12 protein-coding genes are annotated in these 14,266 nt (G+C 52.5%); 11 read left to right on the top strand and 1 reads right to left on the bottom strand.

Translation table 11 applies throughout. The features are described 5' to 3' along the window. Nucleotides 1-290 precede the first annotated feature (290 nt). The 11 genes from AC0YOB_RS03605 (at nt 291) to AC0YOB_RS03655 (ending at nt 12,558) form a co-directional block, all read left to right on the top strand. Nucleotides 291-1,196 (top strand): sugar phosphate isomerase/epimerase family protein, encoded by a 906-nt coding sequence (locus tag AC0YOB_RS03605; protein WP_475791588.1) that lies wholly within the window; start codon nt 291-293, stop codon nt 1,194-1,196. Nucleotides 1,197-1,202: 6 nt separating this feature from the next. Beyond that, nucleotides 1,203-2,195 carry a zinc-dependent alcohol dehydrogenase gene (locus AC0YOB_RS03610; protein WP_475791589.1) on the top strand — a complete coding sequence of 331 codons (993 nt, stop codon included), beginning with the start codon at nt 1,203-1,205 and terminating at the stop codon, nt 2,193-2,195. 4 nt (nt 2,196-2,199) lie between these two features. Then, a complete protein-coding gene (locus AC0YOB_RS03615; protein ID WP_475791590.1) occupies nt 2,200-3,051 on the top strand; it encodes a sugar phosphate isomerase/epimerase family protein in 852 nt (283 codons plus the stop codon). Between the two features lie 6 nt (nt 3,052-3,057). Continuing rightward, a complete protein-coding gene (locus AC0YOB_RS03620) occupies nt 3,058-3,861 on the top strand; it encodes an alpha/beta fold hydrolase (RefSeq protein ID WP_475791591.1) in 804 nt (267 codons plus the stop codon). Between the two features lie 20 nt (nt 3,862-3,881). Further along, a complete protein-coding gene (locus AC0YOB_RS03625) occupies nt 3,882-4,778 on the top strand; it encodes a sugar phosphate isomerase/epimerase family protein (protein WP_475791592.1) in 897 nt (298 codons plus the stop codon). Nucleotide 4,779: 1 nt separating this feature from the next. Further along, nucleotides 4,780-5,583, top strand: coding sequence for a sugar phosphate isomerase/epimerase family protein (locus AC0YOB_RS03630; RefSeq protein ID WP_475791593.1), 804 nt, complete (start codon nt 4,780-4,782; stop codon nt 5,581-5,583). A 39-nt stretch (nt 5,584-5,622) separates the two neighbouring features. Continuing rightward, the gene (locus AC0YOB_RS03635) at nt 5,623-6,582 is read left to right on the top strand and encodes an ABC transporter permease (protein ID WP_475791594.1); all 960 of its coding nucleotides are present in this window, start codon (nt 5,623-5,625) and stop codon (nt 6,580-6,582) included. A gap of 21 nt (nt 6,583-6,603) precedes the next feature. After that, complete coding sequence (locus tag AC0YOB_RS03640) at nt 6,604-7,500, top strand: carbohydrate ABC transporter permease (RefSeq protein WP_475791595.1); 897 nt, start codon at nt 6,604-6,606, stop codon at nt 7,498-7,500. Nucleotides 7,501-7,523: 23 nt separating this feature from the next. Then, complete coding sequence (locus AC0YOB_RS03645) at nt 7,524-9,143, top strand: type 2 periplasmic-binding domain-containing protein (protein WP_475791596.1); 1,620 nt, start codon at nt 7,524-7,526, stop codon at nt 9,141-9,143. A gap of 76 nt (nt 9,144-9,219) precedes the next feature. Beyond that, nucleotides 9,220-11,427, top strand: coding sequence for a helix-turn-helix domain-containing protein (locus AC0YOB_RS03650; RefSeq protein ID WP_475791597.1), 2,208 nt, complete (start codon nt 9,220-9,222; stop codon nt 11,425-11,427). Between the two features lie 66 nt (nt 11,428-11,493). After that, nucleotides 11,494-12,558: a Gfo/Idh/MocA family protein gene (locus AC0YOB_RS03655; protein ID WP_475791598.1), complete on the top strand. Its 1,065-nt coding sequence runs from the start codon at nt 11,494-11,496 to the stop codon at nt 12,556-12,558. A 190-nt stretch (nt 12,559-12,748) separates the two neighbouring features. Here AC0YOB_RS03655 and AC0YOB_RS03660 read toward each other — a convergent pair whose 3' ends face one another. Then, on the bottom strand, nt 12,749-13,963 hold the full coding sequence (locus tag AC0YOB_RS03660) for an ROK family transcriptional regulator (protein WP_475791599.1): 1,215 nt from the start codon (nt 13,961-13,963) through the stop codon (nt 12,749-12,751). Nucleotides 13,964-14,266 lie beyond the last annotated feature (303 nt).

Genomic DNA, 14,266 nt, shown 5'->3' on the forward strand with positions numbered 1-14,266 from the left:
CTTGGTTTCAGACCTCGACAGACATAATACGCTGACCGTTACAAAGAAACCGGGCTGCCTCCATTTCCGAAAATGATCTGCTGCTGCCGGACCCTGCTCGAGCTCCAGGGATATTTTTGCCAAATTGTTAAGCGGCGGAAATCGGTTTGTTTGCCAGGGGAAAGCCTTGCGCGGCAAGGTTTTGACTAATAGATTCGAAACAGAAAATTGATAATTGTTTTTATGCGGAGCTTCCCACTATACTCAATCTGCAAGCGGTTACAACGATATATAGGACTGGGGATGAGCGAATGCGATTAGGCGGTCCAATCTTCAAGCATGAAGAAAGAGATCCGGCCAGGCTTGTGAAGATTCACCAGCGGCTGGGCTATTCCGCCGCATACTGCAGCTACATTGCAGACGGTAACGAACGGGAAGAGTACAAACAGGCGTTTAGAGAGGCGGATATCGTGCTGGCGGAGTTAGGTGCGTATTGCATCAATATTTCCGATCCCGATATTGCCAGACAGGAGAAGAACATTGCCGAAATCATGACCCGCCTCCGTGAGGCGGAGGAAATGGAAACGGTTTGCTGTGTCATGCACGGGGGCAGCTACAACAATATGGGATGCGTAATGAGCCACAAGGACAATTTCGCGGAGGCGAACATTGAGCATAACATTCGGGTGATCCAGCGCATCATCGATGAAGTGCAGCCCCGCCGGACCAAGCTGGTTCTGGAGACGGAGTCCTACGTGCTGCCGGATAATCCGGATTTGTACTTGCGGATGATGAAAGAAATTAACCGCGACGCATTTGCCGTTCATCTGGATCCGGTTAATATGACCTCCGACCCGAGAAGAGTTTATTACAATGGAGATTTTATCCGCGGATGCTTCGAAAAGCTTGGCCCTTACATCGTCAGCTGCCATGCCAAAGACACCAACCTGGTCCATCATGCCACAACTCAGATCACGGAAACGTATTTGGGAAACGGGACATTGGATTATGATGAATATTTAACGCAGCTGAGCAGGCTGCCGCAGGAGCCGCCGCTCATGATCGAGCATTTAAGCGAAGATGAGCTCCCTGCTGCATTGGACTATATTTTCGGCAAAGCAAAGAAGCTCGGACTCACATTCAAGTACGGGGAGAAGCGGGAGCTCTTCGGCCAAACGATAACACGCGATGAACCTAACCGACATGAGGGGGAGTGAGCAAAGATGAAACAAGCGGCAATCATAAGTGAAAGGCAAGCGGTACTGGTGGATAAGGAAATGCCTGAGCTCCGTGAGGGGTGGGCGCTGGTCAAAATTCACGCCGCGCCGATGTGCGCCGAGTACAAGAGCTTCGTGCATGGGCATGAGAGCGATTGTCTTGGCCACGAAGCTGCGGGCGAGGTCGTTCAGGCAGCTCCGGGGAGTACGGTGAAGCCGGGCGACCGTGTCGTCGTCATGCCGCAGTATCCATGCGGAGAATGCGGGCTTTGCGTGCAGGGGGATTACATTCATTGCGAGCATAATCTGGATGTCCATGCGGCAACCATGAGCCAGTATATCGCCAAGCCTTCCGCGCTGCTGCCCAAAATCCCGGACGGCGTTTCTTACGAAAAGGCAAGTCTCGCCTGCTGCGGGCTGGGCCCGTCTCACGGCGCGTTCGAGCGCATGGGTGTGGATGCGTTCACAACGGTATTGATAACGGGGCTTGGTCCGGTAGGCTTGGGTTCTGTCCTGAACGCCAAGTACCGCGGGGCGACCGCCATTGCCGTTGAAATGCAGGAATACCGGATCAATCTGGCCAGAGAACTGGGCGTCGATCACATTATCGATCCGCGCGATCCTGAAGCTGTGCAGAAGATTAAAGCGTTAACCGGCGGCAGAGGGCCTGATTGTGGAATTGAATGCTCCGGCGTTGTCGCGGCGCACCGCCTGCAGATCGACGCCGTCAAGAGAATGGGCCAGGTCTGCTTTGTCGGGGAATGCGGGGCGGAGACACCGATCCGGATCAGTCCCGACCTGATTCGCAAGGGCATTTCCCTAACGGGCTCCTGGCACTACAACATCAATCATTTCCCGAAAATCATGCAGGTGATTCAAAACTCGCCGCTGCTGGATACATTCATTACCCATGTCATTCCGATGAGCAATATCCAGGAAGCCTTCGAAGTGTCGGCTTCCCAGCTTAACGGCAAAATCATCCTGAAGCCCTGGGAGTGATTCGATGAAAATCGGCGTCAATTTGCTGCTGTGGACAGATTCACCCGATGCGGTCCGGCATGCCGCATTATTTCGCCAAATCAAGGAATGGGGCTTCGACGGCGTCGAAATCCCGGTCGACGGATTGACTGATGAGACCGCCATCGCATTGGGTGCAGCGCTGGATGAGCTGGACTTGAAGCGGACCACGATCTCCGCTCTGGATGCGGCAGAGGCCGATCCGGCAAGCCGGGCTGCGCCACTCAGGCAGGCTGCTGTGGATGCCTTGAAGCGAAGCATCGATCATACGAAAGCCGCCGGTGCGGATTTGATGTGCGGCCCTCTGTTTCAAGGGCTCGGACGCTTTACCGGACGCACTCCGGAGAAGGACGAATGGGGCTTCGCAGTGGAGACGCTGCGGGAAGCCGGCGAGTATGCCGATTCCCTTGGGATTACGCTCGCCCTGGAGCCGCTTAACCGTTTTGAAATGTATCTGGTCAATACAATGGCGGAGGGAGCCCGGTTCGTCCGTGAGGTGGGTCTTCCGAATGTAGGCTTGCTGGCGGATACCCATCACGGCAATATCGAAGAGAATGACGTAGCCGAAGCCTGGCGAAACACGGGGCCGTCGATCAAACATGTCCATATATCGGAGAACAACCGCGGTGTACCCGGGAGCGGTCACGCCATCAGACCGGAGGTCTTCCAGGCGCTTGAACAGATTGGATACGATGGCTGGCTGACGATTGAAGCATTCGGGATGACCGTGCCCGGATTGATCTCCAGACTGCATCTGTGGCGCTCCTTCTCCGAGCATAACGATGACGCGGCAAGACTCGGAATTGACTTTATCCGCAATCAATTGAAAGCGAGGTGAACGGTTATGCCCAGCGTGAGAACGAATGGCATCGATATGCATTACGAGGAGCGGGGAAGCGGCGAGCCGCTGATTCTGCTTATGGGCCTGGGTGCGGACGGATCGGTCTGGGAGGATCATGTGAAGGCTTACGAACGCCATTTCCGCTGCATCCTCGTGGATAACCGCGGGGCAGGCCGGTCCGGCAATCCGGAAGGTCCATACAGTACCCGGATGATGGCGGAGGATACCGCCGGTCTGATGAAGGCGCTGCAGATCGGGAAAGCGCATGTATCCGGCATTTCGATGGGCAGCGGAATTGCCCAGGAGCTGGCTCTGCTCGAGCCTGGCAGAATTCGCTCGCTTACGCTTATCGCATCCTGGGACCGTTGCGACGTCTACACCCGACGGATCTTCGAAGCCTTCCGCTCGCTTCGGGCCGCTTGCGATCCGGTCGCTTTCAATCGTCTGCTGCAGCTTTGGATCTTTACGCCTGAGTGGCATAATAACAGGCTTTACGATCTGCTGCAAAGAGAGAAGGCGGGCTTGACCGATCCCAATCCCATGCCGCTTCACTCGTTTCAGGCCCAATGCGACGCTTGTATCGCCCACGACACCCGGGACCGCCTGCATGCGATTGAGGCTCCCGTGCTGGTCACTTCGGGTGATATCGACCTGTTCACACCGCTTCATTATTCCGCAGCGATTGCATCGGGCATTCCCGGCGCCGAGCTCGCCGTATTCGCAGGCGCCGGCCACACCCACCACTGGGAGAAGCTGGACGAATTCAACCGGACCACGCTGGCATTTCTTCTCAAGCACAAAGTATAACGGCAAAGGAGGTTAAGCTCTTGCATCCCAAACTATCAATCGGCTCATGGGCATTCGCGTTCGGACCGTTCGCGTCGTCGCCCTGGCCGTTCAGCAGAATTCTGCAGTATGCCCGAGAAGCCGGCTTCGACGGCGTGGAAATCAACGGCTTCGCTCCCCATCCGACACCTGAGAGTCACCCCACCCGCGGGAGCCGGCTTGAACTGCTCGATGAAATCGAAGCTTGCGGATTGGGTATCTCCGGCTATGCGCCCGATTTTACCAAGGTTTCCCCGGCGCTTGTCTCGAGAGAGTCATACCTTGAGCGTTTGAAGAGCTATATTGATTTCTCCGGAGATTTGGGGATTTCGACCATCCGGGTCGATACGGTCAGCCCTCCCGGTACTCTTGACGAGCGGGAATATGAGGAGCGGTTTCAGCGGCTTGCCGGGACATGGCGTGATTCGGGGGCACTAGCAGAGGAAGCGGGCATGCGGATCGTCTGGGAATTCGAGCCCGGCTTCTGGTTGAACAAGCCAAGCGAAGTCAGGCGGCTGGTGGAGATGGTGGATCACCCGGCCTTCAAGGTCCTGTTTGACACGAGTCATGCTTATATGAGCGGCACAGTTGGAGCCAGGCACGCTGGAGCGAAGGAGCTTCTTCCCGGCGGGATAGCCGAATATGCCCGGTTATTGAAAGGCCATATCGGACATTTTCACCTGATCGACTCGGACGGCACTCTGCATGACGATGAGACCAGTACGCATGCCGCCTTCGGCGCAGGCCTGATTTACTTCCCCGAAATCCTCGCTGAACTGAAGCCTGCCATTGAGACTATGGAATGGTGGTGCGTGGACTTTTGCTTTAATGCGGAAGTGGAAGAGTGGGGAAGGCAGGCAATAGCCTTCATCCGGGAACGTATCAGGGAGGCGGGATAAGATGCCGGTTCAATTCGGATGCCAGACCTATACCTGGCAGATGTCGTATGACAGATACAAGAATTCATTCGCCGAGATTTTGGATACCATCCAGAAATCCGGCTTCAGCGGAGTCGAAGCGGAGGTCTGTATGCTCGGTTCGTTCTATGAGGACCCGGGGCTGCTTCAAGAGGCATTGGGGAACAGAGGGCTTAAGCTCGCGGCTCTCACGCTGGCGCTTCCCTGGCTTCACCCCGAAGAGACGGAGGAGGAAGCAGCGGAGACGGAGAGGCTGCTTGATTATTTGGACCATTTTCCGCAGGCCAAACTCATTCTCGTTCAGCTTCCCGGCACTGACCGCTCCAACCTCGACGAACGGCGCCATAATGCGCTCCAGTGCATCAACGCTGTGGCCAAACGGGCCAGCGGCAGAGGAATTATCTGCGCGTTCCATCCCAATTCTCCGCCTAGCTCGGTCTTTATCACGGAAGCGGATTATGCGGTCATGTTTGCCGGCCTGGATACCCGCTATGTGGGATATTGTCCGGATTCCGGTCATATTGCCAATGGCGGAATGGAGGTATTGGACGTATTCCGCGCACATGCTTCTCTGATCCGCCATGTGCATTTCAAGGATATTTCCCGGGGCAGGCAGTGGCGGGCCATGGGAGAGGGCGTTATTGACCATCCCGGAATCACGTCTTTCCTGAGAGAGATCGGGTATGACGGCTGGATTATGGTTGAAGAAGAATCCGGACAGGCGGAAGCAGATCCGGACAGGGCCGCTGTCCAGAATGGAAGATATATGCAAGAGGCGCTTCGCTAGGCAGGCCGCACAAGAAATTCTTCGAGGGGAGGAGCAGCGATGGCAGCAAATGCGGACCATGCCGGCATCACCGCCGTTAATCCCGGCACCGGGAAGACCAATCTGATCCAGAAAAGGCTTGCGAGGTACTGGCAGCTATATCTGCTTGTGCTTTTGCCGCTGGCTTATATTATCATCTTCAAATATATTCCCATGCTGGGCGTACAAATCGCTTTCAAAAACTACAATATCGCCAAGGGGATGTGGGGGAGCGATTGGGTAGGGCTGCAGCACTTTCAGCAGTTCTTTGGTTCCCCCAATTTCTGGCCGATTCTGAGGAACACCATGCAGATCAGCCTGGTCACCTTGCTGTTCAATTTTCCGGCACCGATTATCCTGGCCTTATTTCTGAATGAAATCCGGACCGGTTTTTTCAAGAAAACCGTTCAAATGGTCACATATGCCCCCCATTTTATCTCAACGGTCGTCATGTCCGGCATGATTCTGCTCTTCCTTGCGCCAACGGGAGAGATTGGCAAGCTGTTCAAGCTGCTTGGCATGAAGGCGGTCAATTATTTGGGGCTGGCCCAGGATTTCAAATATGTCTATGCCCTCACGGATATGTGGCAGCATATGGGCTATGCCTCCATTATCTACCTGGCGGCACTATCGGGCATCAATCCCGATCTGTATGAGGCGGCGAGAGTGGATGGGGCGTCGCGTTTCAAAAAAATGCTTCATGTGGATATTCCGGGGATCATGCCGGCGATCATCGTCCTCCTGATTCTCAGTACGGGGGATGTGCTGAATGTCGGTTTCGAGAAGACATATCTGCTGCAAAACTCGCTTAATCTTCCAGGCTCGGAAGTGATCGCAACCTACGTCTACAAAGTAGGATTAATGAATGCCAATTACAGCTATTCCACGGCAATCGGCGTTTTCAACTCGGTCATTACATTCATTCTTCTTATTCTGGTTAACTGGATCGCCCGGCGGTTCTCGGAGCACAGTTTATGGTAGATGGTGAAGGGAGGCGCATCGATGTCTGGCATTAAAATCAAGGAAAGCCCGTCTGACCGGATCTTTCTGGGACTTATCTATGCCGTGTTGATTCTGATTCTGATTATTATTGCTTATCCGCTGCTCAATGTTCTCAGCTCATCGTTCAGCGATTCCAATGCGGTTGTTGCCGGAAGGGTCTCCATTTTCCCGGTTGAGCCCACACTTGCCGCGTACAAAGCGATCTTTGCAAGCTCACAGCTGCTGACGGGTTATCTGAATTCTATTTTTTACACCATAGCCGGTTTGCTGTTTCAGGTTTCCCTGACCGTCATGGTCGCTTATCCGCTGGCACGCAAGCAGCTTTATGGAAGGGGACTGATCACGGGCTTGCTGGTGTTCACCATGTTTTTCGGCGGCGGCCTGATCCCGACGTACCTGGTTGTCAAGTCACTTGGCATACTCGATACGAGATGGGCGCTTATTCTTCCGGGAGCGCTTGCGGTGTTCCAGGTTATCGTCGCCCGGACCTTCTTCCAGACGAGCGTTCCGGATGAACTATATGAAGCCGCTGAACTGGATGGATGCAGTGAAATCGGCATATTCCGGCGCATTGTGCTGCCTCTTGCGAAGCCCATTCTTGCCGTGCTCGTCCTGATTTACGGGGTAAATAACTGGAACGCCTATTTCGATGCGATGATCTATCTGAATTCGGATCATTTGTTTCCGCTCCAGCTGATTCTGCGGAATATTCTGATTCTGAACACGCAGCCCGGGAAGATAATTGCTGATCCCGAACGCATGATGGCTCTGCAGGAGATCGCGGCACTGCTTAAATATGCGCTGATTGTAGTGGCAAGCCTGCCCGTCCTGATCTTCTATCCGTTTATCCAGAAATATTTCGTCAAAGGCATGATGATCGGCTCTTTGAAGGGTTAATTTGAGAGGGAGGGTTACAGTTCATGACCAAAATATTCGGATTGTTACTGGCTGCCATTCTGGTCTTAAGCGCATGCTCAAATTCAGGAGCCGGCACCGGCGAGGACACAGGAGGCAACGCTCCGGCTTCTGCAGAGGGCAGGATTTCGCTTCCCGCGTTTACATTGCAGTCCTCCGCCATTCAGGATTATGATGATAATGACTTGACGAAGCTGATTGCGGAAAAATTCAATGTGGATATCAATTGGACCCTTGCGCCGGCCGATGCGGTGCTAGAGAAACAAAATGTGCTGCTGGCCAGCGGCAACTACCCGCCGATTTTCTTCGGAGGCCAATTTAACCAGAACGATCAAATCAAGTATGGCCAAAGCGGTATCCTGCTTCCGTTAAACAAGCTGATTGAGCAGTATGGACCTAACATCCAGGCCGCATTCGAGAAATCGCCTTATCTGCTTAAGGGCGTGACCGCTCCGGACGGAAATATCTATGCTTTGCCGGGACTCGAGGAATGCTACCACTGCGATTACTCGCAGAAAATGTATATCAATAAAGAGTGGCTTCAGAAACTGAATCTGCAAATGCCGACGACAACCGATGAGCTGTACAAGGTATTGAAAGCGTTTCAAGAGCAGGACCCGAACGGCAATGGGCTCCAAGACGAAATCCCGCTTACGGGTGCCACGAAGTGGTGGCATGGCGAGCCTACCTATTACCTGATGAATGCATTCATCTATGCGACGGATGAGAACTTCCTGACCCTCAATGATGGAGTCGTGGATATCTCCGCCAACAAGCCGGAGTGGAAAGAAGGCTTGGCCTATGTCAGGAAGCTTTACCAGGAAGGCTTGATCGACCCGCAGGCGTATACGCAGAATTTGGAAGGCCTGCAGAAGGTGGCAGACAATCCCGACACGATAATTTTAGGCGCGTTCACCGGCGGGTGCTGCGTTCCTACCATAACGGATGACGCCAGATGGACGCAGTATGAAGTCGTTCCTCCGATCAAGGGGCCGGGCGGCGTTCAGCTCACCGGTTATTTTGGCGGAAGTGTCGGTGACGCGCAGTTTGCGGTCACGAATATTGCCAGTGAAGAGCAGCAGATTGCCGCCATCAAAATCGTGGATTACTTCTACTCGCAGGAAGGCGCGCTTGATTCCATGTACGGTCCCAAGGATATCGGCTGGTTCGACGCCAAGCCGGATGAGAAGGGAATTGACGGCAACCCCGCCATTTATCAAGGAATCGAGGCTTACACGCGCAAGGATAAACGCAGCGTAACCTGGGATAACAACTTGAAGTATACGCCTGCCGATCTCTTCAATGCCAACGTTCAGGGGCAGGATATCACCAAGCCGGACGGTTTCGAGAAATATCTCGCCCTTCAGACCGACAAGCTCGTGCCGTTCAAGCCGAAGGAGACCTTCCCGCAAGCGATTTGGTACAATCCTGAGGAAGCGCAGAATATTGCACAGATGAAGACCGATATCATGAGCTATATCAGCACGAATGCGCTTCAATTTATTACGGGCAATAAGGATCTGGATAAAAGCTGGGACGACTACGTGAAAGGCTTCGATGGTCTCGGACTGGAGAAATATATCGAGGCCAATCAAAAAGCATATGATGAGCAGTATAAATCATAACAGCAAAAAATAGAGATAACGGGTCTGCCGCGCGACAGACTCGTTATCCGCATTCATTCCCTTATGAGGTGCGCCGATGAAACGACCCTGGTATTACCGCATGCTCTTATCGTATTTGCCGATCCTTCTCTTCATCTCATCCTTCCTGTTTTTTATCTTTTTTCAGGAACTGGGCGCGCAATCGAAGAGGGATGCAGTAAAGGCGAACCATGTGTTGAATCTGCTGGCGATGAATAAAGTCGAGAATTCGCTCAATGGAATCGATTATGCGCTTGTTGACTTTACGCTCAACAATAAGGTATTGAATCTGTTCTTTCAGTCGAAGAGCAAGCAGAATGTGGTGCTGAATAAGGACATGCTGAAGGAAATCGAGACGTTCAAAAGGCAGAATCCCCTTGTTGATTCGATTTATCTGGTCCGCTCCCAGGATGAAATCGTTCTGACGGAGCGATATATGTTCCGTCAGGATGATTTCCCGGAAAACGCGTACATTCGTGAGATGGAGCAGTCCACAGGCTCCATGAAATGGACATCTCCCCACAGCTACCAGGAGTTTGCCCAGTCCACGCCGAAAAATATGGTTACACTGGCAAGAAGCTATTTTACTCCTCTTGGAGAGCGTTGTCTCGTCGTCGCCAATGTGAAGGTGGATACGCTGCGCTCACTGGTGGAGCAAACCTATAACCCAGAGGTCAGCTTCGTGTCCGTCACCGGCGCCGACGATACGGACATCCTTGGGAACGGCGGCAATCTGAATGATCACCAGATGTTGTCGGAAACCAGGTCCGACTATCTGAATTGGACATTCCGCAGCGGATTGGTGAACGGCGCTTTTAGCAAATTTGCTTTCGAGGCATCGAAATTCTGGATTATCCTGGGTGCGATTACGGTCATTCTCGGGCTCGTTGCGATTGTCTATGTAACCCGGCGCAATTACCGGCCGCTGGAGAATGTCGTATCCCAAATCCAATCTCTTGGCACCGGCAAGCCGATCAAAACAGGAACCAATGAGTTTATGCTGATCGAATCCGCCATTGAAGATTTAAAGAAACGTTCCACAATAATGGAGAAGCAGCAGGAAGAAGAGATTACACTCCGCAAGAAACATTTTCTATATGAAGTGATTGAAGGGATCCGCCACATCCGTGAAGACGAATGGGCTGACGAGATGGCCAAGTACAATCTGCCGGAGGCGCTCCAGGGAGCCCAGGTGCTCGCCATTGAGATCGACAACTATGCCGTATTCAACCACAGCTTTACCAAACGGGATCAATTTCTGTTTAAATACGCCATTCATAACAGCGCCACCGAGATCTTCTATAATTATTCCTTGTCCTGCTGGAGTGAATGGGTATCCGGCAAAAGGCTGATCTGCATCGTGCTCCAGTCCGAGCATGCGGGCACGGAGAGAACCCGGCAGGCCTGCGGGGAATTCCTCGAGTGGGTGACCCATCATCTGCCCTTAACCGTTACGGTAGGCATGGGCGCTATGGTGAGTCATCATGATCAAATCGCGGAATCGTACCAGGAAGCGCTCCAGGCGCTCAAAACCAAATTTTTCAGAGGGCTGGGCACGGTCATTCTGCTTGCGGAAACGAATGTCAGGCAGGGTGCCGAGCTGTTCTCCTATTTGCAGCCGATCCGCTCGCTGGCCCAGGACTTTCGAATTGGCGCGGCCGGATGGGGCCAGACCTTCAAGCAGCTTTTTGATGATTTCCATTCTGATCACTTGTCGGCGGATGATGTGATCAGCCTGCTGAACTATCTGATTTTCCAGCTGGACAGAACAATCAGCGAGCTATCTCCGGAATATCAGAAGCCATGGAGAGACAAGGGAATGTCGCTCCTTACGGATGTACTCGATACGGCAGAGACGCTGCAGGATATCCAGCTTCCGTTCTTCAGTATTTTATATGAGATCGGAGAGAAGATTGGCAGCGCCCACAGCGCGAACAATCATCATCATCTTCTGCTGGAGATGCGGGTATATATAGAAATGAATTTCACCAATCCGGATCTTTCCCTTGAGCGTCTCAAAGAAGAGTTCGGCTTGAATCCGAAATACCTCAGCCAATTGTTCAAAGAAAAGTTCGGTGAAGGCTTCATGGATTTCTTGATCCGCCTGCGGATTGAATATGCCAAGCAGCTGCTTCGGACTACGCCCGAACCGATCCAGTCCATCGCGGGAAAAGCCGGCTATCAGAGCGTCATTTCCTTTACGCGGGCTTTCAAAAAAGTGACATCGGTGTCGCCGGGTGATTACCGTAAACAGAAGGAGCAATAGCGGAGGTTCTGATTTATTAGAAATGGATGATACCAATCTGGTAATTGGGAAGGGAGCAGGACAAACATGAATAAATTAACTGCGTCTGTTGTCGGAGGGGGGCAGGGCGGACAGCTGAGTATGAAGGCGCTGGAATCGTCGGACAGATTCGAGCTCAAGGCGGCGGCCGATCTGAGGCCGGATGTCTGCGAGCGGTTGAAGGAGAAGTATCCGGGAATTCTTACGTTCACGAATCACAAGGAGATGTTCGAAGCATGCAAAACGGATATCGTCTGTGTCAGCACATTCCCGCCCTCCCATGAAGAGGTTGCGATGGATGCGCTGGCCATGCTGCCGTTAAGAGGGATTCTGGTTGAAAAGCCGCTCGGCCACACGGCGGCTTCGGGCCGCCGGATTCTCGAGGCAATCAAGTCCCGGAGACTTCCTGTCGCGGTGCCGCATGGGCTGCTGGCGAAGGCGACGCCAGTTGCGATTATCGAGCGGGTGCAGAAAGGGGAGATCGGAGCCCTTAAGCTGGTGGAAATCCAGAATGCCAAATGGGATATAATCAACGCCGGAATTCATTGGCTCAATTTCTTCGTCAAGCTGACTGGCAACGAGCCGATGGACTGGGTGATGGGCCAATGCGACACCTCCACACGCACTTACCGGGACGGCATGCAGGTGGAGACAGCTGCAATTACTTATGCGCAGACGCGCAGCGGCATCCGTGTTGTGATGAACACAGGCGATGATGTGCTCGTGGCCCGTGAAGGCAAAGAGACATTGTTCCGGCTTGTCGGTACGCATGGACTGATCGAATTCTGGGGCTGGGAAAACGGCTATTGGCTCCTCAACCATGAGCATCCTGCCGGGGAGCTGATTGAGCCCCATGAGTTTCCGGTAACGGGACATCAGCTTCATCTGGAGAATATGGCGGATTTGATCGCTGCTGGCAAGTCCGATTTCACCTTGGCGGACAGCTCGCTGGCCGCGCTGGAAATCGTCGAAGGGGCATATCTGTCCGCCCGGACCGGATGCCGGGTCACGTTCCCCGTCGATGACTTTGAAGTTCCGGCTGGCGCCCGCGATTGGGAAGCGGGAATTCCTTATTCAGGAACAGGAGGCGGCCGGGACGGAAGATTGCTGTGAGAGCCCTCTGGATCCGTATCGACTGCGGGAGCTCCCGACCATCTTTTTGCGTATAGCGGCCAGGCGTTATAAACAATCAGGATTCACGATTCTTAATCGGGAAACAGGCTGCCGTGGCAGCCTGGGGGTAGAATATCATTGTCTGCAAACAAGGAAGACTGCTGAACCAACCTTTGGCAATCTTCCTTGTTTACTCTGCGAGTGAAAAATGAAACACATCCTGCAGAAGAACGGAGGCAGCAGCAATCAGCTTGGCTTCCTGGCCGAGGGAAGAAGTGCAGATTTGAAGCTTGTCCGAAAGTGCATAAAGCGCGTGCTTGGATACATAGGCCTTGAGCTTTTCGAACAGGACACCGGAATTATCGATCAGCTCGCCGCCGGTAATGATTACCTCGGGGTTGAGCAGGTTTACGAGATTAACGATACCTGCACCCAAATAACCCGTGATTTCGTCAGCGATATCGGATGCCAGAGCATCCCCGGCATCAAGCGCCTGATTGAAGATGACAGGTGTAATGGCATTGCGGTCGCCGCCTGCCATCTCCATCATTGACGTTGCCCTCCCCCTTGATATCGACGTCACGATCCTCCAGTATACCGCTGGCCAGCTCACGTAATTCTCAAGGCAGCCGACATTGCCGCATTCGCATCGGATTCCGCTCCGGTCCACGCTGGTATGACCAAATTCCCCGGCGCCACCGCGCGCTCCGCTAAGCAATGTATCGTTAAGAATAATACCCGCACCGACTCCATCACCGATGGTTATATACAACAGGTCACGGGCTCCGCCATATTTTCCTGTTTTTTTCTCCGCGAGCACAGTGGCATTCGTGTCATTCTCCACCCACACCTTGAGTCTGTAACGTTCCTCCAGAGAGGCTTTAAGATGAACGTTCATCAGACTCAATTTAGCATTATAATGAATAACTCCAGTACCCTTGTCGACAATGCCCGGTGTAACGACGGAAAGACCAATGCATTTTTGCATATCGGGGATGTTTGCGATTACACGGTCAATCATTTCATGCATTGCCGAGATCACCTTATCACCTTGAAGCTCCCGGCTTGGCATCGTTTGTTTTTCGATAATTTTGAAGGCCAGATTCATCTTGGCAACCTCAATTTGCGAGTTCGCAATCGATACGCATATCATAAAATGATTGTCAGGCGAGAAGGTGAGAAGAATTGGTTTTCTCCCTCCGTTGGACACGCCGACGCCGATCTCGTTCACGAAGCCTTCCTTGATCAGCTCCTGAACTGCCGAAGCAACGGTAGTCGGGCTGATCTTATTACGTTTGGCAATCTCGCTTCTCGAGATCGGGCCATGCTCCCGAATCATATTCAGGATAATAAAGCGATTCAATTCCTGAATTAGTTTTAAATCGCCCGTTCGGATTTTCTTCAATGGCAGTACCTCCGGAATATGAGTGTATAGTGAAAATGCTGCATTCGTGTTACAGCCAATAGTAGCCGATAGGGAAGAATATCGGCAATAACAAATTGAAACTGGATGGAAATCAAAATATTGACAATAGAGGGAATTGCCGATAAAATATCTTGCAAGCGCTTTATTTTTTTTAAATACATAATCCAATGAATGGATTAACTTATGCTGTTTCATAATTTGTCTGCTTATCTTACTCCATAGAGTTCCCGTATCTTTTTTACTTTTTCTATCGTTTGTATCCTATCTATTAGCATGTTAAAG

The sequence above is a fragment of the Paenibacillus sp. JT31N17 genome (assembly GCF_056269255.1).